Annotated in this window: 15 protein-coding genes; 10 read left to right on the top strand and 5 right to left on the bottom strand. The window is 62.8% G+C overall.

Annotation, left to right across the window (positions count from 1 at the left end; all coding sequences use genetic code 11):
- Positions 1 to 11: 11 nt before the first annotated feature.
- Positions 12 to 1,886, bottom strand: coding sequence for a peptidylprolyl isomerase (locus AC3YMN_RS09955; RefSeq protein WP_489889914.1), 1,875 nt, complete (start codon positions 1,884 to 1,886; stop codon positions 12 to 14).
- Positions 1,887 to 2,010: 124 nt separating this feature from the next.
- Between AC3YMN_RS09955 and tpiA the strand changes: the two genes are divergently transcribed.
- From tpiA to AC3YMN_RS09935, 4 genes are all read left to right on the top strand, one after another.
- On the top strand, positions 2,011 to 2,766 hold the full coding sequence (gene tpiA / locus AC3YMN_RS09950) for a triose-phosphate isomerase (RefSeq protein WP_489889913.1): 756 nt from the start codon (positions 2,011 to 2,013) through the stop codon (positions 2,764 to 2,766).
- Positions 2,767 to 2,867: 101 nt separating this feature from the next.
- Complete coding sequence (gene secG / locus AC3YMN_RS09945; RefSeq protein WP_489889912.1) at positions 2,868 to 3,374, top strand: preprotein translocase subunit SecG; 507 nt, start codon at positions 2,868 to 2,870, stop codon at positions 3,372 to 3,374.
- 108 nt (positions 3,375 to 3,482) lie between these two features.
- Positions 3,483 to 5,111 carry a CTP synthase gene (gene pyrG / locus AC3YMN_RS09940; RefSeq protein WP_172123332.1) on the top strand — a complete coding sequence of 543 codons (1,629 nt, stop codon included), beginning with the start codon at positions 3,483 to 3,485 and terminating at the stop codon, positions 5,109 to 5,111.
- Positions 5,112 to 5,122: 11 nt separating this feature from the next.
- A complete protein-coding gene (locus AC3YMN_RS09935; RefSeq protein ID WP_489889911.1) occupies positions 5,123 to 5,299 on the top strand; it encodes a DUF4169 family protein in 177 nt (58 codons plus the stop codon).
- Here AC3YMN_RS09935 and AC3YMN_RS09930 read toward each other — a convergent pair.
- Positions 5,296 to 6,300 carry a serine hydrolase domain-containing protein gene (locus AC3YMN_RS09930; protein ID WP_489889910.1) on the bottom strand — a complete coding sequence of 335 codons (1,005 nt, stop codon included), beginning with the start codon at positions 6,298 to 6,300 and terminating at the stop codon, positions 5,296 to 5,298. The two genes, AC3YMN_RS09935 and AC3YMN_RS09930, sit on opposite strands and share 4 nt — an antisense overlap.
- 201 nt (positions 6,301 to 6,501) lie before the next feature.
- On the opposite strand from AC3YMN_RS09930, the gene AC3YMN_RS09925 reads away from it, so the two are divergent.
- The 3 genes from AC3YMN_RS09925 (at position 6,502) to AC3YMN_RS09915 (ending at position 9,843) form a co-directional block, all read left to right on the top strand.
- Positions 6,502 to 7,563 carry a Gfo/Idh/MocA family protein gene (locus AC3YMN_RS09925; protein ID WP_489889909.1) on the top strand — a complete coding sequence of 354 codons (1,062 nt, stop codon included), beginning with the start codon at positions 6,502 to 6,504 and terminating at the stop codon, positions 7,561 to 7,563.
- A gap of 103 nt (positions 7,564 to 7,666) precedes the next feature.
- Positions 7,667 to 8,944: a phosphopyruvate hydratase gene (gene eno, locus AC3YMN_RS09920; RefSeq protein WP_489889908.1), complete on the top strand. Its 1,278-nt coding sequence runs from the start codon at positions 7,667 to 7,669 to the stop codon at positions 8,942 to 8,944.
- Positions 8,945 to 9,051: 107 nt separating this feature from the next.
- Positions 9,052 to 9,843 carry an SDR family NAD(P)-dependent oxidoreductase gene (locus AC3YMN_RS09915; RefSeq protein WP_489889907.1) on the top strand — a complete coding sequence of 264 codons (792 nt, stop codon included), beginning with the start codon at positions 9,052 to 9,054 and terminating at the stop codon, positions 9,841 to 9,843.
- A gap of 314 nt (positions 9,844 to 10,157) precedes the next feature.
- Here the strand turns inward: AC3YMN_RS09915 and AC3YMN_RS09910 are convergent, their stop codons facing one another.
- On the bottom strand, positions 10,158 to 11,633 hold the full coding sequence (locus AC3YMN_RS09910) for an AMP nucleosidase (protein WP_489889906.1): 1,476 nt from the start codon (positions 11,631 to 11,633) through the stop codon (positions 10,158 to 10,160).
- A 379-nt stretch (positions 11,634 to 12,012) separates the two neighbouring features.
- On the opposite strand from AC3YMN_RS09910, the gene folD reads away from it, so the two are divergent.
- A complete protein-coding gene (gene folD / locus AC3YMN_RS09905; protein WP_489889905.1) occupies positions 12,013 to 12,915 on the top strand; it encodes a bifunctional methylenetetrahydrofolate dehydrogenase/methenyltetrahydrofolate cyclohydrolase FolD in 903 nt (300 codons plus the stop codon).
- On the top strand, positions 12,912 to 13,454 hold the full coding sequence (locus tag AC3YMN_RS09900; RefSeq protein WP_489889904.1) for a DUF1643 domain-containing protein: 543 nt from the start codon (positions 12,912 to 12,914) through the stop codon (positions 13,452 to 13,454). The genes folD and AC3YMN_RS09900 overlap by 4 nt, the downstream gene beginning before the upstream one ends.
- Before the next feature lie 216 nt (positions 13,455 to 13,670).
- On the opposite strand, the gene AC3YMN_RS09895 is transcribed toward AC3YMN_RS09900, so the two are convergent.
- Both AC3YMN_RS09895 and metH read right to left on the bottom strand, forming a co-directional pair.
- Positions 13,671 to 14,018 carry a hypothetical protein gene (locus AC3YMN_RS09895; RefSeq protein WP_172123339.1) on the bottom strand — a complete coding sequence of 116 codons (348 nt, stop codon included), beginning with the start codon at positions 14,016 to 14,018 and terminating at the stop codon, positions 13,671 to 13,673.
- A gap of 89 nt (positions 14,019 to 14,107) precedes the next feature.
- On the bottom strand, positions 14,108 to 17,878 hold the full coding sequence (gene metH / locus AC3YMN_RS09890) for a methionine synthase (RefSeq protein ID WP_489889903.1): 3,771 nt from the start codon (positions 17,876 to 17,878) through the stop codon (positions 14,108 to 14,110).
- Between the two features lie 234 nt (positions 17,879 to 18,112).
- Between metH and AC3YMN_RS09885 the strand changes: the two genes are divergently transcribed.
- Complete coding sequence (locus AC3YMN_RS09885; RefSeq protein WP_172123341.1) at positions 18,113 to 19,150, top strand: septal ring lytic transglycosylase RlpA family protein; 1,038 nt, start codon at positions 18,113 to 18,115, stop codon at positions 19,148 to 19,150.
- The last annotated feature ends 2 nt before the right edge of the window (positions 19,151 to 19,152 follow it).

The raw sequence follows: 19,152 nt of genomic DNA, 5'->3' as shown, positions 1-19,152 counted from the left end.
CCCGAAAGAGCTTACTGCGCCGTGGAGAGGGTCAGCGCCTGCTGGAGCGCCTGCTCATTGACCCGCAGCCCCGCTTCATCTCGCACGGCGGAGACGAAATCACCGAACAAGCCGACGCGCACTTCGTTCTCGAGGCTGGCGCTGGTTTGCGGATTGAGTGGGCCTTCGGCAGGAACTGCTTCAACCACCTGGAACACCACGGTCTCACCAGCCTGATTGATGGCCACGCCATGATGATCGGGGCCGCCGTCAAAGGCGGCCGCCGCAACGAGGCCATCCACGGACGTGCCCTCGGCGCCACCGCGGTTAAAGGGCGGGCTCAACTGCGGGAACACGGAGAGCGAAGCGGCAACATCGGCCAGGGGCTCGCCGGCACTGAGGCGATCAACCGCAGCCTCGGCTTCGGTGGCGATCGCCGCGTTGATCCGCTCGGCGGTGATCGCGGCGACGACCGCATCGCGCACTTCATCAAGGGTCTGGTCGCGCGCTGGCCCGATGGCTTCCAGGTCGAACCAGATATTGTTATTGGCGCCCAGCGAGATGGCGGGGGTGAGATTGCCTTCCTGGGCGGCAAAGATCGACTGGACCACGCGCGGACGCTCGCTTTCGGGCAAGCTCGCGATAACGGCGAGTTCTGCCCCGCTTTGGGTAACGCCTACCTGATAGAGCTCAAGACCAAAGCGCTCGGCGATTTCGCTGAGCGGCCGGAAGGCGGCGCGCAGTTCCTCGACCTGGTCGAGCACTTCGGCGATTTCCTTGCGTGCTTCGGCCAGGGCGAGATTCTCGCGAATCTGTTCACGTGCTTCTTCCAGGCTGGTCTGACCGCCCGCTTCGATGGTCTGCACATGCACGACACGTGGGCCCGCCACGCCACTGATCACTCGGTAACCGCCGGCCGGCAGGCTAAAGGCGGCTTCGGCCAGCGTGGCGTCAGTGATTTCGGCCTGCCCTCGAGTGCCAAGATCGGTGACGGTGAGGCCGGCTTCCGCCACCACATCGGCAAAGGGGCGGCCCGAGGCGGCACCCGCTTCAAACAGCGCGGCTTGTTCGGGCGAAGCCAGAACGGCCTGCTGAATGTTGCGGCGCTCGATCGTGGTCAGGCTATCCTTGGTGCGCTCATATTCAGCGGCAACCGCCTCGTCTGAAATCGTCTTGGTTGCGGCGAGCGAGGCAGGCGACAGCGCAAGGATCTGCACCTGGCGCGTTTCAACGGTGCGGTACTCGGCCTGGTGTTCTGCGAGATAGGCGGCCAATTCTTCCTCGGTTGGCACCGGGGGCGTTGGCACATTGGTGTCGCTGATCACGAAGAAATCGACGGTGCGCTGATCGGCAATGTAGCGGTTGAGCATCTGGGCAGCGGTCGGGGGCAGGATGGTGTCGCCGAAGAGCGACAGCGCCAGCTGCTGGCGGCGCGCCGAATCGGCCTGATCCTCGAAATACTCGGACTCCGACATGCCATTTTGCTGCAGCACCTGCTGGAAGACCGCGGGATCGAAAGTACCCAGCGTGCCGCTGAAATTGGGGTCTTCCCGCAAGACTTCGCTCAGCTTCTGCTCGGAAACACCAAGCCCCATGCGGTGGGCAAGACCATCAAGGGCCGCCTCTTGCGCAAGGGACTGCAGCACCAGGCTCGGAACGCCGAAGCTCTCGGCTTGTTCGAGCGTGGGCATCGAGCCGATCTGCTGGGCGATCTGGTTAAGCTGGCCGCGATAAGCGCGCAGGAAGTCGCGCGAGCTGATCTCTTCATCGCCAACGCGAGCAACGGTACTGCCGCCCAGGTCGGTGATGACATTGTTGATGCCAAAGCCCGCAAGCCCCACCAGGAGGAAGGCCCCTAGGATCTTGCCCATCCAGGATTTTGCAAACAAACGCAAACTATCGAGCATGTGGGGCGTTCCGCTACACGAGATACAGGGCTTTACCGCTGGCAAGGCGGGGTACTACTAGAGTTAGTGACTGCCGGGGTTAGGGCAAAGCCCGCTCCGGTGCAAGAGGCAGGAGTATACAAGAGTGACCCGCACCATCACCCCCCTGATCGCTGGCAACTGGAAAATGAACGGGCTTCGCTCCACGATCGACCAGTTGGGAGAGCTGGCCAGTCTGATGACCTCGGGCGATGCCCCCCGTGCCATGGTGGTGATTTGCCCGCCTGCGACCATTCTTCACGCCGTTGCCAACCGGGGCGCGACCAGCGGCATCATGGCCGGCGGGCAGGATTGCCACCAGGCCGCGTCGGGCGCGCATACAGGGGATTTGTCGGCCGCGATGCTCGCCGATGCCGGCGCGCAATATGTGATTGTCGGGCATTCCGAGCGGCGGGCCGATCACGGGGAAAGCGACGACCTGGTTCGCGCCAAGGCCGAGGCGGCGATCGCGGCGGGCCTCAAGCCCATCATCTGTGTCGGCGAAACCGAAGCTCAGCGAGACAGCGGCGAGGCCGAGAGCGTCGTTGCAGCGCAGCTGGCCGCCTCGGTCCCCGATGCTGGCGCCGAGCACGGCAGCGTCATCGCCTATGAGCCGGTCTGGGCCATCGGGACGGGCCGCACCCCGCGCAATGAAGAGATCGCTGCCATGCATAACCGCATCCGCCAGTTGCTGGTGGAGCGGTTCGGTGAGGACGGTCAGACCGTCCGGATTCTCTATGGTGGATCGATGAAGCCGCAGAATGCGCGCGAGATTTTGGCCATCGAGAATGTGAATGGCGGGCTGGTCGGTGGCGCGAGCCTCTTGGCAAAGGACTTCTACACCATTATCTCGGCGGTATGAGCCGATCCGGATGCTGCGCTGAAAAGCGGCGCAAGCGTCTGGCATTTGCGCGAGGGGGCGTGTAGAACGCCCCATCTTTTGCTTGACCGAAACTGAGATCGATGGCGAACGTCCTCATTGTTGCTTACCTCCTGATCGTGTTGGCGCTTATTGCGGTGATCCTGCTGCAGCGCTCCGAGGGGGGCGCGCTCGGAATCGGCGGGGGCAGTGGCGGCGGCTTCATGACGGCCCGCGGCTCGGCCAATCTGCTGACCCGCACCACGGCGATTCTCGCCGCACTGTTTTTCGCCACCGCCATTGGCCTGACCATTCTCAACGAAGTGGATCGCGGCAGCTCGGGCATTCTCGAGCGTGCGGCGCAGACCCCGGACGGCACCGCGCCCACCAGCGTGCTGGATGCGCTCAATTCGCTGCAAAGCTCGACCCCATCCGACCTGCCTGTGCCCGCAGCACCTGCAAACGATCCGGCTGCGCCGGCTGGCTCCGATCCGGTAACCGCGCCCGCTCCGGCAGCGCCCCAGAACAATTCGGCCCCAGCGGCTCCCGCTACGGACCTGCCAGTGCCCGAGGCACCGGCAACGGCCCCGGCGGCCCCGCCCGCCAACTAAGCCGCAAGGCAGAACCGAACAGGGGGATGGCAACATCCCCTTCTTCTTTTGTGGAGAGCGCAAAGGCGCTCTTTGATTCGAATCGCTGTTTGAGTAAGGTGAACGCCCATGGCTCGGTACGTATTCATCACCGGAGGCGTGGTCTCCTCTTTGGGTAAAGGTCTGGCATCAGCGGCTTTGGGCGCTGTGCTGCAGGCGCGTGGCTACAAAGTGCGGCTGCGCAAGCTCGATCCTTACCTCAATGTGGACCCGGGCACGATGTCGCCCACCCAGCATGGCGAAGTGTTCGTGACCGATGACGGGGCGGAAACCGACCTGGATCTGGGGCACTATGAGCGCTTCACTGGCCGTTCGGCCAACAAGCGCGACAACATCACCACCGGCCGGATTTATTCGGACATTCTCGCCAAGGAGCGGCGCGGCGATTACCTGGGCGCCACCGTCCAGGTCATCCCTCACGTGACCGACGCCATCAAGGAATTCGTCCTCGATGGCAATGAGGACTTCGACTTCGTCCTCGTCGAGATCGGCGGCACCGTGGGCGATATCGAGGGGCTGCCGTTTTTCGAGGCGATCCGACAGCTCGGCAACGACCTGCCACGTGGCGATACCTGCTATCTGCACCTGACCTTGATGCCCTATATCCCCTCGGCGGGAGAGCTCAAGACCAAACCGACCCAGCACTCGGTGGCCGAATTGCGCTCCATCGGCATCATGCCCGATGTGCTCCTGGTGCGCTGCGATCGCCCCATTCCCGATAGCGACAAGCGCAAGCTCGCGCTGTTCTGCAATGTGCGCGAATCGGCGGTGATCCAGGGTCTCGATGTCGGTTCGATCTACGACGTGCCGCTGGCCTATCACCACGAGGGTCTGGACCGCGAAGTGCTCGCTGCCTTCGGCATCGCCGATGCGCCCGCGCCGGACCTCAAGGCCTGGGAAGAGGTTTCCAAGCGCCTCCACAATCCTGAGGGCGAGGTCAACATCGCCATCGTCGGCAAATATACCGGCCTGAAGGACGCTTATAAGTCGCTCTCGGAAGCTCTCAATCACGGTGGCATTGCCAACCGGGTGAAGGTCAACCTGCAGTGGATCGATTCGGAAGTGTTCGAGCGCGATGACCCCGCGCCTTACCTGGAACATGTGCACGGCATCCTGGTGCCGGGCGGCTTTGGTGAGCGCGGCTCGGCCGGCAAGATCGAGGCGGCCCGCTTTGCCCGCGTCAAGGATGTGCCCTATTTCGGCATTTGCTTTGGCATGCAGATGGCCTGCGTCGAGGCGGCGCGCAACACTGCCGGCATCAAGAATGCGTCCTCCACCGAATTCGGCCCGACCAAGGAGCCGATCGTTGGTATGATGACTGAATGGACGCGCGAGAATAACAAGGAAGTGCGCGGAAGCGACACCGACTTGGGCGGCACGATGCGGCTGGGTGCCTATCCCGCGCAGCTGACTCGCGGCAGCCGTGTGGCTGATATCTATGGCACCACGCACATTTCCGAGCGGCACCGTCACCGCTATGAAGTGAACATGGACTACCGCAAGCTGCTGGAAAAGAACGGCCTCTTGTTCTCGGGCGTATCGCCCGATGGCAAGCTGCCAGAAATCGTGGAGCGCACCGATCACCCCTGGTTTATCGGCGTGCAGTTCCATCCCGAGCTCAAGAGCAAGCCCTTCGAGCCCCATCCCCTGTTCGCCAGCTTCATCGCGGCAGCCATCGATCAAAGCCGCCTGGTGTAGGAGCCTAGCGGATGGCCGAGATCGTCAATCTTCGTACGGCCCGCAAGCGCAAGGCGCGCGAGGATGACGCCGTCAAGGCGGAGCAGAACCGAATTCTTTTCGGCCGCACCAAGGCCGAAAAGAACAAGAGCAAGGCCGAAGCGGAACTCGCTGCCCGGCGCCTCGAGGGTCACAAGCTCGAGGACTAGGGCGTGCCTGGCGAAGCCGGGCGTACGGCGGCGATAATCTGGGCTAGCAGCGCTTTGAGATCATCCCGGTGCCCGGTGCTCGCGGCAGGCAGGCTCGCATCCGAGGTCATGACCACGGTGAGGCCCAGCGCCGGCACCAGATAAAGCATCTGCCCGCCATAGCCCCAGGCATAGCGCACATCCTCGTCCGCAATGCGGGTGAGGAACCAGCCATAGCCATAGCCATCCGAGTTGAACCTTGACGTGGTTCGTTGCACCCAGGACTGCTCGATCCAGCCCTGAGGCACAATGCGCTCGCCATCCGCGGTGACGCCGCCGCGCTGGATCATCTCGCCAAAGGCCAGCAACGAGCGCGGGCTCATCGCCATCTCGTTGCCACCGAGATAGATGCCTTGCGGGTCACGTTCCCACCCGGCGATCGAGAAACCCTCGATCCCGCCGAGCCAGTCGCGGGCCAGCGCGAGTGTCGTTTCTCCCGTGGCCTCGGTTAGCGCCGCTGATAGAAGATGGCTCGAGCCGGTGGAGTAGAGCATGCGGCCGCCGGGCTCGTCGGCAAAAGGTTGATCAAGCGCTGCGCGCACCCAGTTGCGGCTCGCGATCCAGCGACCGTAGTTCGGCCCCGATGTGGGTTGCAGCCCCGCCTGCATGGACAGCAGATTGCCGATCGTGACCCGCTCGAGGCGAGGATCTGGATCGTCGGGCAGCTCTTCATCGAGGATGGTGGCGATGGGCTGATCAACGCCCTCCAGCACGCCACGCTCGATGGCAATGCCGACCAGCGTCGCGAGGATCGTCTTTGACGCCGACTTGATGTTGGTCGGATCCGTCACGCTGTGGCCACGATAGCCACGCTCGGCAAGAACCTCGCCATGCTGGGCGACGATTACAGTCTCGAGCGGCTCCAGCTGCTCGGCCGTGGTGAGTATCTGGGCAAGATCTTCCTGCGCCGCGGCGGGAAAACTGAAGGCGGCAAAGGCCGCAAAAAGCATGGTTCGGATCATGGGTGGAGCCTTCATCCAAAGCGCGGCAAATCAAGGGCGGTGAGCCCGGTACAAAAACGTAAAAAGCCGCAGAGAATGGCATTTCGTCCAGTTGACCGGCGCAGGCGGTTGTCGTCCTTTGTGGCTGCATTTGATCGCAACCCTTCCGGGCGCCGAAGGGTTGGGGCAAGGCAACAATCTGCGCACAACAAAGGTGTTTCCATGCGTTTATTGCTTCTCGGAACCGGCGGCATGGCCAGGCTCCACGTCAAAGGGTTCCGCGAGGTCGAAGGTGTGGACCTGGTAGGCGCGGTCGATACCGACCCGAACCGGCTGCAGGCATTCAGGGAAACGCACGATATTCCGCGGGGCTTTGCTTCGCTCGACGCGGCGCTTGAATGGGGCGAGTTCGACGCTATCTCCAACATCACACCCGACAGCGTGCATTACCCGACGACCATGGCGGCGCTGACCGCGGGCAAGCATGTGTTCTGCGAAAAGCCGCTGTCCACCAACTATGCGAAGGCCCTTGAGATGACGGAAACAGCCGAGCGGCTGGGCCTCGTCAACATGGTCAATCTTACCTATCGCAACGTACCCCAGATCCAAGCGGCGCAGCGGATGGTGGCGGCCGGCGCCATCGGCCAGGTCAAGCACTTTGAAGCGAGCTATCTACAGAGTTGGCTCGTGTCCAAAGCTTGGGGCGACTGGCGGACTTCGCCGACCTGGCTGTGGCGCCTGTCGAGCAGACATGGCTCCAACGGCGTTCTTGGCGACATCGGGATCCACATCCTTGATTTTGCGAGCTTTGTCGTCGGCAGCGATTTCGCTGACGTGTTTTTCCGCCTGCAAACCTTTGGCAAGGCCAAGGACAACCAGATCGGCGAATATGTGCTCGATGCCAACGACACCTTTGTCATGACGGCTGAAATGCAGGACGGTGCGATGGGCGTGATCCACGCCACACGCTGGGCTACCGGGCACCTCAATGACCTGCGGCTGCGCATCTATGGCGACAAGGGTGGGCTCGATATCTCCGACCTCAATCATCATCCCAAGCTGATGGCATGCCTGGGCGATGACGCCGAAACCGCCACCTGGCGCGAGATCGAGGTCGACCCGGTGCCGACCAACTACCGGCGGTTCGCCGAAGCGGTGCGCGATGGCGCCAACCAGGAGCCCTCGTTCCGCCACGCCGCCAATCTGCAGAAGGTGTTGGACATGGCGACGACCACGGAGCGCGATCGCACCGAACATGTGGCCGGGCCGGTCAAGTCGGCCTAGAGCGACCACCCATCGGCTTTTTTTACTCCGGGCCCTTTTCCTTGTCACACCCGACGTCTAGGAACAGGGCCAGCAAGTAAAACCGCCGAGGGAAGGGCTTTCCATGTCTTCGATCATCCACGTAACCGGCCGCCAGATCTATGATAGCCGTGGCAATCCCACGGTAGAGGTCGATGTGGTGCTTGATGACGGCTCCTTTGGCCGTGCAGCGGTACCCTCGGGCGCTTCGACGGGCGCTCATGAGGCAGTCGAGCTGCGCGACGGCGGGCAGCTCTACTTGGGCAAGGGCGTGACGCAGGCGGTCGAGAACGTCAACACCGCGATCTTTGACGAGATCCAGGGCATGGATGCGCTCGACCAGATCGCCGTCGACCAGGCGATGATCGAGCTCGATGGCACCCACAACAAGGGCCGGCTGGGCGCCAATGCCATTCTGGGTGTGTCGCTGGCTGTGGCGAAGGCGGCGGCGGAGTCGAGCGAGCTGCCGTTCTATCGCTATATCGGTGGCCCGAACGCGCATGTGCTGCCCGTGCCGATGATGAATATCATCAATGGCGGTCAACATGCTGATAACCCTATCGATATGCAGGAATTCATGATCCTGCCGGTGGGTGCGGAGAGCCTGTCCGACGCCGTGCGGATTGGGGCCGAGATTTTCCATACCCTCAAGAAAGGTCTTTCGGCCGAGGGGCATAACACGGCGGTGGGCGATGAGGGTGGCTTTGCGCCGAACCTGAAATCGGCAGATGAAGCGCTGGGCTTTATTATGAAGTCCATCGAAAAGGCGGGTTACAAGCCGGGTGAGGATGTATTCCTTGGCCTGGATTGCGCCGCGACCGAGTATTTCAAGAACGGTCAATATGCGATGGAAGGTGAAGGTCGCACTTTGTCTTCGGAGGAGAATGTGCGGTTCCTGGAAGATCTGGCCAATCGCTATCCGATCATCTCCATCGAAGACGGCATGGCCGAGGATGACTGGGATGGCTGGAAGGCGCTGACTGAAGCCATTGGCAAGAAGGTACAGCTGGTGGGCGATGATCTGTTCGTCACCAATACTGAGCGCCTCGTGTCGGGCATCAAGATGGGTGTCGCCAATTCCGTCCTGGTCAAGGTCAACCAGATCGGCTCGCTCTCCGAGACTCTCAACGCCGTCGATACTGCCCATCGTGCAGGTTACACTTCGGTGATGTCGCACCGCTCCGGCGAGACCGAGGATTCGACCATTGCCGATCTTGCCGTGGCGCTCAATTGCGGGCAGATCAAGACGGGATCGCTGTCGCGCTCGGACCGTCTCGCCAAGTACAACCAGCTGATCCGCATCGAGGAGCAGCTGGGCACTTCGGCCAAATATGCCGGCTTCTCGGTGGTCAAGGGCCGCTAATCGCCACAATGATGAACGGATCCTGAACGGGTCCTGACGCAACGTTAAGAATGCGGAACAGCCGAGTTCGGCCATCGTTGATCCCCGAAACAACACCGGAGTTCAACATGGCCGAATTTGACAAACTCGCCGTCGTCACCGGCGCCTCTTCTGGCATCGGTTTCGAACTCGCCAAGCACTGCGCCGAGCAGGGCTATAATCTTGTTATCGCCGCAGACGGATCCGACATCGACGACGCCGCCGAAACGCTGCGCCAGTTCGGTGGCAGCGTCGAGGGGGTGCAGGCGGACCTTTCGACCTATGAAGGGGTCGATGAGCTCTATGCCGCTGTGGCCGCGCTCGGGCGACCGGTTGATGTGCTGATGGCCAATGCCGGCCGGGGGCTCGGCAAGGCATTCCTTGACCAGGACTTCGCCGACATCCAGCAGGTGATCGACGTCAATGTCATCGGCACGACCTATCTGCTGCACAAGTTCGTGCGCGACATGCGCGACCGCAATGCGGGGAAAGTGCTGATCACCGGCTCGATCGGGGGTTTGCTGCCCGGCAGCTTCCAGGCGGTGTACAACGCGACCAAGGCCTATGTGGATTCATTCGCCTATGCGCTGCGCAACGAACTCAAGGACACCGATGTCACGATCACCCTCCTGATGCCGGGGCCGACGGACACCAACTTCTTTGAAGTGGCCGACATGCTGGACACCAAGGTCGCCACCGACAAGAAGGACGATCCGGTAATGGTGGCCAAGGCCGGGTATGACGCGATGATGCGCGGCGACGGGCATGAAGTGTCGGGCTTTGCCAACAAGATGCAGGCGCTGATGAGCAATGTGCTGCCCCAGGGTGCGCTGGCCGAACGGCACCGGCAGATGGCCGAGCCGGGCACGGGCAAGCAGTAGGGTTTCGGGCGTCTTCCGCGCTATGCGATTGCGGAACCGCCTGCACCCCCACCCTCGATCCCTCCCCTCAAGGGGGAGGGAGGCGATGGGGCGAGTTGTGGTGGTTCAATGTGAATCTCGTCCTACCACAGGTGTCACCCCGGTGTTGAGCCGGGGGTCATCCTGAGGTGGGCCCCGGCTCAGGGCCGGGGTGACAATCGGGCTTTTGGGGGGCAGGTGGGTTCCACGGGGACCCCCTCCCTCGGTCCCTCCCCTCAAGGGGGAGGGAGATGCAAGCCGCATCTGGTGTTCACTTTAGTGGCGCAAGAGTCCTTCTACTGAAACGCCGTTTCCACGAAGCTGCGCAGTTTGCGGGAGTGGAGGCGCTCGGCGGGCTGGTCACGCAGGATTTCCATGGCGCGCAGGCCGATCAGCAGGTGGCGGTTGACTTGGGTGCGGTAGAAGTCCGAAGCCATGCCGGGCAGTTTCAGCTCGCCATGGAGTGGCTTGTCGGACACGCAAAGCAGCGTGCCATAGGGGACGCGGAAGCGGAAGCCGTTCGCGGCGATGGTGGCCGATTCCATATCGAGGGCGACAGCGCGGGACTGGCTGAGGCGCTGGGTAATTTCGGCTTGGTCGCGCAACTCCCAGTTGCGATTGTCAAAGGTTGCAACAGTGCCGGTGCGCATGATGCGCTTGGTTTCGAGCCCCTCCAGCTGGGTGATTTCCTCCACGGCCCGTTCCAGAGCGACCTGCACTTCGGCAAGGGCCGGAATGGGGACCGAGAGCGGCAGGTCGGCATCGAGCACATGGTCTTCGCGCACATAGGCATGGGCGAGAACATAGTCGCCGAGTTCCTGCGAGTTGCGCAGGCCCGCACAGTGGCCGAGCATGATCCAGGCATGGGGGCGCAAGACGGCGATGTGGTCGGTGATGGTTTTGGCGTTGGATGGGCCAACGCCGATATTGACCATGGTGATGCCGCGGCTGCTGCCCGTGGTCAGATGGTAAGCGGGCATCTGCGGGGCGCGAGCGACCGGGGTGCCCGAAACTTCGCCGCCAAGCCGGACATTGTTGGTGATGAAATTGCCCGGCTCGATGAAGCTATCATATTGGGCATGCCCGGAGGACATATACTCCTTGGCGACCCGGCAAAACTCATCGATGTAGAACTGGTAATTGGTGAAAATCACGAAGTTCTGGAAATGCTGCGCATCGGTGCCGGTGTAGTGGCTGAGCCGGAACAAGGAATAGTCGACCCGCGGCGCGGTGAAGGCGGCCAGCGGGTAGGGTCCGCCCTTGGGGGGAATAAAGGTGCCATTGGCGATCTCGTCATCGGCATTGGCCAGATCGGGGGCGTCGAACACGTCGCGTAGGGGGATATCGAGGGCGTTGAGCGCTTCGCCATCGACCCGGGCATTGGGCGGCATGGCAAAATGCAGCGGGATGGGCGTGTCGGATTCCCCGATATCGATGGTGCCGCCGTGATTGTTGAGGATGACGGAGAACTGTTCCTGGAAATAGGTGCGGAACAGGTCCGGCGCGGTCACGGTGGTGCGGTAAAGGCCGGGCGTATGCAGATAGCCATAGGGCAGGGTGGAGCGCCCGCGCCCGAAGCTGGTTGAGCGCACCTCGACCTGCGGATAGCAGGCCCGCACCCTTCCGCCCGGGATCACCCCATGCGCCAGCCCATCCAGATGCTCGCGGATGAAGCTGGTGTTGCGGTGGTAGATCTCGGCCAGAAACTCCCAGGCTTCCTGTGGATCGGTGAAGGACCTGGTGGCGATATGAGGCGGGCTGATCGTCGTCATTGTTTTTCTCGTTGACCGGCGCGGTGGGGAGAGGGCTGAGGCACAGCTACCATCAAGTCGTGGCAGCCTTGCGACGCCAACAAAACACCGGTGACGCGGCTTGGTTTCACAAGGCCGTGTGCTGCTGATTTTGCGCCGCAATTGCCCTTCATCTTGGTCCCTGTTCACTGGCAAGGCAAGCGACCCATGCAGCTGGTGAATCGGGACCATGTTCCGCTGCTTGTCCCCAAGCCCTCAACAGTGCGGTGGGGCTGGTCCCCCGAGGGCTGCAATGGCTGACGCTGTTGCGGCCCTCGCCTTTTTAGGCGTGCCGCAGTGGACGGCGGCGCTATCCTTGGCTTAAGGGAACCCCATCGGCTTTGGTCAAGGAGAGTGCCCAATGACTGCCAGGATAATCGACGGAAAAGGCTTTGCCGAAGGTCTGCGCGGGCGCATTGCCGCTCATGTCGCGCGCCTCAGGGCCGAGCACGGCATCACGCCCGGATTGGCCGTGGTCATCGTCGGCAGTGATCCGGGCAGCCAGGTCTATGTCGCCCAAAAGGCGCGGCAGACGGTTGAAGTGGGCATGCACTCCGAAAAATACGAACTGCCGGAAACCACTGATGAAGCCGAGGTGCTGGCGCTGGTCGAGCGGCTCAACGCCGACCCGGCCATCCACGGCATTCTGGTGCAATTGCCGTTGCCCGCCCAGATCGACGCCAAGAAGGTGATCGAAACCATTTCACCGGCCAAGGACGTGGACTGCTTCACGCCCGAAAGCGTCGGCAAGCTCGTGATCGGCCTGCCGGGACCAGTTTCCTGCACGCCGCTGGGCTGCCTCATGCTGCTGCGCGACACGCTGGGGGACCTTTCGGGCCTGCATGCCGTGGTGGTTGGCCGCTCCAATCTGGTGGGCAAGCCGATGGCGCAACTGCTGCTGCGGGAAAACTGCACGGTCACCATGGCCCATTCGCGCACCCGCGACCTGCCGGGTATTGTTAGCCAGGCCGATATCGTGATCGCGGCGGTTGGTCGGCCTGAAATGATCAAGGGCGACTGGATCAAGCCGGGCGCGACCGTGATCGATGTCGGTATCAACCGGGTTGATGCACCCGAGCGCGGCCCTGGCAAATCGCGGCTGCTGGGGGATGTGGATTACCATTCGGCGGCGGCAGTGGCGGGGGCGATCACCCCGGTGCCAGGCGGAGTGGGGCCGATGACCATTGCGTGCCTGCTGGCCAATACGGTGACAACAGCTTCGCTGATCAATGGGCTGGTGCCCACAAGCGATCTGACCGCATGATCGGAGACGACCATGATCCGGGCGGTCGGGTACGCCTGGCCTTGCCGCCGGGCGTACGCGGGGATGCGCAGTTCAGCGACCATGAACATCGCCAACTGATGCGGCGCTGGATGGGCGACAGCTTCCCCGAACACTACATCATGTTCATCGGCATGAACCCCTCGACGGCCGATGCCACTGTCAACGATCCCACCTGCGCGCGCGAATGGACTTTCGCCCGCCGAGAAGGCTACGCGGCCATGGCCAAGGGCAATGTGGGCGATTATCGCGCCACCGTCCCCAAGGCGCTGCTGGTGCCGGGCGTCGTGGTGTCCTCGCCGGCCAATTTGCCTTCGCTGCGCGCTGCAGCGGCCGGGGCTGACCGAGTGGTGCTTTGCCACGGCAAGCTCAACAAGGCACTGGCACCGGCCGGGCGGGAACTGGTGGAGGCGCTGCGCGCCGACGGCGTGGAGCTGTGGTGCTTCGGGGTCAACGCCGATGGCTCGCCCAAGCATCCGCTGTATTTGCGGCTCGATACGCCCCTGGTGCGTTTCTTTTAGCGTTTTCGCGGCTGCCGGAAGTCGCTGCGGCTGCCGGAAGTCGCTGCGGCTGCCGATAGCCTTGATGTGCCCTCCTGGGCCTGAGCCGGGATGTCAGGCGTTAGGAGGCGATCTCGCCTGGGGGAGAAATCTCGGGATGGGCCCCGGCGCAAGGCCGCGGTGACATCGGGGGTGGGCCGGGGGGGTGCAGGGACGACGAATTCAGTCGTCTTAGCGTTAGGCCTCGCTGGCGAGGTAGAAGGCGCGGGCGACGGCGTGGTCGCGCAGGGCCTGGGCCGGGAGCTTGCCCTGGAGCGCGGCCACCAGCCGGGCCTGATCCTGGACGGCACTGGCATCCACGACGACCTTGGAAAAGGGCGGGCGCAGGCCCTGGCGCGCTTCTTCCAGCAAATTGAAGAGCTGGGCACGAATGTCGAGCTGGGCGGCGCAGGCGGGGCACTGCTCACCATCGGCGTGACCGTGCCCAGTATTGGCGGGGAGACGGAGCAGGGCGGTTTCCGGGTCGAGGGCCGCAAGAAAGCGAGGGGCGCTCACCAGTGTCACCGGAATGCGATTATGGGGCATCGCTGACCTCGCCGCTGGCCCCGGCCGGGTGGCCGAAGGTGGGACGGAATATAGGAGGCGTGCCCCAGTTGGGGCACGCGGGTTCAGCATCACTCGGCGGCCACGATGGCCGGGCCGGGGATGTAGTTGAGGATCGGGCCGAGCCAGCGCTCCACTTCCGCCACGCTCATATTCTTGCGCCTGGAGTAATCGAGCACCTGGTCGCGTTCCACCTTGGCTACGCCGAAATAGTAGGCGTCGGGATGGCTGAAATACACGCCTGAAACCGATGAGCCGGGCCACATGGCATAGCTTTCGGTTAGGGTGACGCCGGCGGCGTTTTCCGCATCGAGCAGCCGGAACAGCGTAGTTTTTTCCGTATGGTCGGGTTGGGCGGGATAGCCGGGCGCCGGGCGGATGCCGCGATAGGGCTCGGCAATCAGCTCTTCGGGTGCGTAGGTTTCGTTCGCGCCATAGCCCCAGAACTCCTTGCGCACCCGTTCATGCATGGCTTCGGCCATGGCTTCGGCGAAGCGGTCGGCCAGCGCCTTGACCAGAATGGCCGAGTAATCGTCATTTTGCTGCTCGAAGCGCTCGGCGATCGCCACTTCCTCGAGCCCGGCCGTGACCACGAAGGCGCCGATGTAATCGGGCTTGCCGCTGTCGACCGGCGCCACGAAATCGGCCAGCGCCATGTTGGGCTTGCCGTCGCGCTTGGTCAGCTGCTGGCGCAGGGTGAAAAGCGTGGCGAGTTCCTCGCTGCGGTTCTCGTCGCTCCACAAGCGGATATCGTCGCCGACGGAAGCTGCGGGCCAGAAGCCGACCACGGCCTTGGGCTTGAACCACTTTTCATCGATGATCTGGGCCAGCATTTTTTGGGCATCATCCCAAAGCTGGCGCGCCGCTTCCCCTTGGCGCTCATCCTGGAGGATCGCGGGATAGCGGCCCTTGAGTTCCCAGGTCTGAAAGAACGGGGTCCAATCGATATAGCGGGCTAGTTCGGCCAGGTCCCAATCGGCAAAGATGCGGGTGCCAAGGAAGGCGGGAACCGGCGGGGTGTAGCTCGACCAATCCGGCGCGAAACGGTTGGCCCGGGCTTTTTCCAGCGACAAGCGCTGCTTTTCCGATTCCGCACGTTCATGGGCGGCGGCGGCCTTGGCGTATTCGGCGCGGATATCGGCGATGAACGACACCTTGTTGTCGGGCGACAAGAGATTGCCGACGACGCCGACGGCGCGGCTGGCGTCGTTGACATGGACGGTCTGGCCGCGTTCGTAGCGCGGGTGGATCTTGACGGCGGTGTGGACGCGGCTGGTGGTGGCGCCCCCGATCAGCAAGGGAATGTCAAAGCCCTCGCGCTCCATTTCGGCCGCCACATGCACCATCTCGTCGAGCGAGGGGGTGATGAGGCCGGATAGGCCGATGATATCGACCTTCTCGTCGCGAGCGGTCTGCAGGATCTTGGCGGTGGGCACCATAACGCCCAGATCGATGATCTCGTAATTGTTGCAGGAGAGCACGACCCCGACGATGTTCTTGCCGATGTCGTGCACGTCGCCTTTGACGGTGGCCATCAACACCTTGCCCGCGCTTTTGCGGCCGGTGGCGTTGCCGTCGGCGTTCTTTTCGGCTTCCATATAGGGGAGCAGAAGCGCCACGGCCTGCTTCATCACCCGGGCGGATTTCACCACCTGTGGCAGGAACATCTTGCCCGAGCCGAAGAGGTCGCCAACAATGCTCATACCAGCCATCAACGGGCCTTCGATGACATGGAGGGGGCGTTCCGCATTGCGGCGGGCTTCGTCCGTATCGGCGTCGATATATTCGGTGATGCCGTTGACCAGCGCATGGGCGATGCGCTCTTCGACGGGCTTGTCGCGCCAGCTCAAGTCCTTGGCCGCGGCTTCCTTGCCAGCGGTGCCGCGATAGCGCTCGGCGAGGGACAGCAGGCGGTCGGTGGCGTCCGGGCGGCGGTTGAGGATCACGTCCTCGCAGGCATCGCGCAGCTCGGGGTCAATGGACTCGTAAACGGCGAGTTGGCCGGCATTGACGATGCCCATGTCCATGCCGTTCTGGATGGCATAGTAGAGGAACACCGCATGCATGGCCTCGCGCACCGGTTCATTGCCGCGGAACGAGAAGCTGAGATTGGAGATGCCGCCCGATATATGGACATGGGGCAGGGTGTCGGTGATCTGTTTGGTGGCCTCGAGGAAGGCCACGCCATAGTTATTGTGTTCCTCGATGCCGGTAGCCACGGCGAAGACATTGGGATCAAAGACGATGTCTTCGGGCGGAAAGCCGACTTCCTCGGTGAGGAGCTTGTAGGCGCGCGTGCAGATCTCGACCTTGCGCTCGAGGGTGTCGGCCTGGCCCTGCTCGTCAAAGGCCATCACCACCACGGCAGCGCCATAGGCGCGAACCAGGCGGGCCTGGTGCAGGAATGATTCAACGCCCTCCTTCATCGAGATGGAATTGACCAGCGCCTTGCCCTGCACGCATTTGAGGCCCGCCTCGATCACTTCCCATTTGGAGGAGTCGATCATCAGCGGCACTTTGGCGATATCGGGCTCGGCGGCGAGCAGGTTAAGGAACTCGATCATCACCCGCTTGGAGTCGATCAGGCCCTCATCCATGTTGATGTCGATGATCTGGGCGCCATTGGCGACCTGGTCGCGTGCCACTTCCAGAGCGGCCGTGTAGTCGCCGGCGGTGATCAGCTTCCGGAAGCGAGCCGAGCCGGTGACATTGGTACGCTCGCCCACATTAACGAAGGGAATGTCCTCCGTCAGCGTAAAGGGCTCAAGGCCGGCAAGGCGCAGGAGGGGCTCCTGGGTCGGGATTGCCCGGGGCTGAAAGCGGGACACAGCATCGGCAATGGCGCGGATATGGTCGGGCGTCGAGCCGCAGCAGCCGCCCACGATGTTGAGGTAGCCGGACTCGGCGAAACCGGCGATCTGCTCGGCCATGAATTCGGGCGACTCGTCATATTGCCCGAAGGCATTGGGCAGGCCGGCATTGGGATAAGCGCAGATCAGCGTATCGGCGACATCGCTCAATTCGCCCAGATGAGCCCGCATGGCATTGGCGCCCAGAGCGCAGTTAAGCCCGATGGTGATGGGATTGGCGTGGCGCACCGAGTACCAGAACGCCGAAGGCGTTTGCCCCGAAAGGGTGCGGCCGCTGAGATCGGTGATGGTGCCCGAGATCATGACCGGCACATCGATGCCGCGTTCTTCGAACAAGCGCTGCGCGGCAAAGATGCCGGCCTTGGTGTTGAGCGTATCGGTGATGGTTTCAAACAGCAGGAGATCCGCGCCGGCGTCCACCAGCCCGCGAATGGCCTCGCCATAGGCGGCCACCAGCTCGTCAAAGGTGATGGCACGGTGACCGGGGCTGTTGACGTCCGTCGACATGGACGAGGTCTTGTTGGTGGGCCCAAGCGCCCCCGCAACAAAGCGGCGGCGGCCATCAGCGGCCTCGGCGCGCAATGCGGCGCGACGGGCGACAACCACGCCCTGATAGTTGATGTCGTAGACGGCAGACTCCGTGCCGTAATCGGCCTGCGCCACGGAGGTCGCCGAGAAGGTGTTGGTTTCGGCGATATCGGCCCCGGCCATGAAATAGGCGAAGTGGATATCCTCGATTTGCTGCGGCTCGGTCAGCACCAGAAGGTCGTTGTTGCCCTGGAGCGGCAAGGTCCAATCGCGGAAGCGCTCGCCGCGGAAGTTTTCTTCGGACAGCTTGAGCCGCTGGATCATGGTGCCCATGGCACCATCCAGAATCAGGATGCGCTCACGCGCTGCCGCAGTGATGGCCTGGCGAACCTCGGTCCAATCGGGCAGGGCGGGCTGATCTGGCTGGGCAACGGGCTGAGTCATAGCCGTCCTATCTTAAACTTCGGTTCGTCGGATCGCGCGAGACATAAAGATATCTTTATATGACCTGCGCCGCAAGGGTGGGCTGCGTCGCGCCTATTGCCGCTAATTGCGGATAAAGGCGAGCTTTGTCGCTCACATTTCGTTCGCCTTAACTTCACTTCAACCAGATTCCCGTTCCATAGGCGCCAAGCAGGCCAGCACCGGGCTTCAGTCTGTGCTCAGCAGCGTGGTTACATGAGTTTGTATAAAGTGAAGACCTCCAGGCAGTCCGCCGTTCGCGCCCTTGCCCTCGCGGCCCTCATTGCACCTGTGATCGCCGCATGCGGCGGTGGCGGGCTAGGCGCCACCGTCAAGCGCGATGCATTTACCTCCAAAGAATTCGGCGTAAGCGCTTCGCCGCGCGTCACCAATCATCCCAACCCACCCAAGGGTGGCGGGCGCTATCAGCTTGGCAAGCCCTATAAGGTTCGGGGCAAGGTGTATGTACCCCAGCACGATCCGAACTACCGGGCTGCCGGTGAGGCGTCCTGGTATGGTTCTGACTTCCACGGCCGCCGCACCGCCAATGGTGAAATCTTTTCAGCCAATGCCATCACCGGCGCCCATCCCACCCTGCCGCTGCCCTCCTATGTGCGCGTGACCAACCAGGCCAATGGCCGTTCGGTTGTGGTGCGGGTCAATGATCGTGGCCCTTATATGCCCGGCCGGGTGATGGATCTGTCCCATCGTGCCGCCGAGCTGCTGGGCTATGTGAATAATGGCCATGCGCAGGTGAGCGTCGAATATGTCGCGCCGGCGCCGCTGGAAGGGGACGATACCCGCATGCTGCTCGCCAGCTATTCGGGCCCGCCGATCAACAGCGGCAATACGCGCTTTGCCGATAGTGGCAATAACAGCTTGTTCGACATGGTCGGCGGCCTGTTTGCCTATGCCGATACCACGCCCGAGGCGCAGGACCTCAATATCGATACCGCCCATGCTGCCGCCACGGCGATGGCAACCCGCGCGCCCCAGCTCAAGGATTGGGTGGAGGCGGTGGATGCCGACGCCCGAGACATCAAGCTGGCACTGGGCGTGTTCAGCGACAGCGATAATGCCATTGCGCTGGCGCAGCGCTTCGCCGTCCTCGGCGCAGTGGACGAGAAGCCGGTGAGCGTCAATGGCCGCGCGGCAACCCAGCTGGTGCTCACCAAACTCAAGCCCGGCGTATCACGCACTGATGTACTCGAACTTGCGCGAGAACTTGGCCTCAACGACATAGTCCTCTATTAATC

Source organism: Devosia sp. Z11_6, assembly GCF_058133665.1.
The sequence above is the reverse complement of the archived record's forward strand: the minus strand, read 5'-3'. Positions and strand labels throughout refer to the sequence as shown.

Coding starts and splice junctions, on each gene's coding strand:
- metH (WP_489889903.1), bottom strand. CDS start 17,878: ATGACTCAGCCCGTTGCCCAGCCAGATCAGCCCGCCCTGCCCGATTGG.
- folD (WP_489889905.1), top strand. CDS start 12,013: ATGACTGCCAGGATAATCGACGGAAAAGGCTTTGCCGAAGGTCTGCGC.
- AC3YMN_RS09910 (WP_489889906.1), bottom strand. CDS start 11,633: ATGACGACGATCAGCCCGCCTCATATCGCCACCAGGTCCTTCACCGAT.
- AC3YMN_RS09900 (WP_489889904.1), top strand. CDS start 12,912: ATGATCGGAGACGACCATGATCCGGGCGGTCGGGTACGCCTGGCCTTG.
- secG (WP_489889912.1), top strand. CDS start 2,868: ATGGCGAACGTCCTCATTGTTGCTTACCTCCTGATCGTGTTGGCGCTT.
- AC3YMN_RS09925 (WP_489889909.1), top strand. CDS start 6,502: ATGCGTTTATTGCTTCTCGGAACCGGCGGCATGGCCAGGCTCCACGTC.
- AC3YMN_RS09895 (WP_172123339.1), bottom strand. CDS start 14,018: ATGCCCCATAATCGCATTCCGGTGACACTGGTGAGCGCCCCTCGCTTT.
- AC3YMN_RS09915 (WP_489889907.1), top strand. CDS start 9,052: ATGGCCGAATTTGACAAACTCGCCGTCGTCACCGGCGCCTCTTCTGGC.
- AC3YMN_RS09885 (WP_172123341.1), top strand. CDS start 18,113: ATGAGTTTGTATAAAGTGAAGACCTCCAGGCAGTCCGCCGTTCGCGCC.
- AC3YMN_RS09955 (WP_489889914.1), bottom strand. CDS start 1,886: ATGCTCGATAGTTTGCGTTTGTTTGCAAAATCCTGGATGGGCAAGATC.
- pyrG (WP_172123332.1), top strand. CDS start 3,483: ATGGCTCGGTACGTATTCATCACCGGAGGCGTGGTCTCCTCTTTGGGT.
- AC3YMN_RS09935 (WP_489889911.1), top strand. CDS start 5,123: ATGGCCGAGATCGTCAATCTTCGTACGGCCCGCAAGCGCAAGGCGCGC.
- eno (WP_489889908.1), top strand. CDS start 7,667: ATGTCTTCGATCATCCACGTAACCGGCCGCCAGATCTATGATAGCCGT.
- AC3YMN_RS09930 (WP_489889910.1), bottom strand. CDS start 6,300: ATGATCCGAACCATGCTTTTTGCGGCCTTTGCCGCCTTCAGTTTTCCC.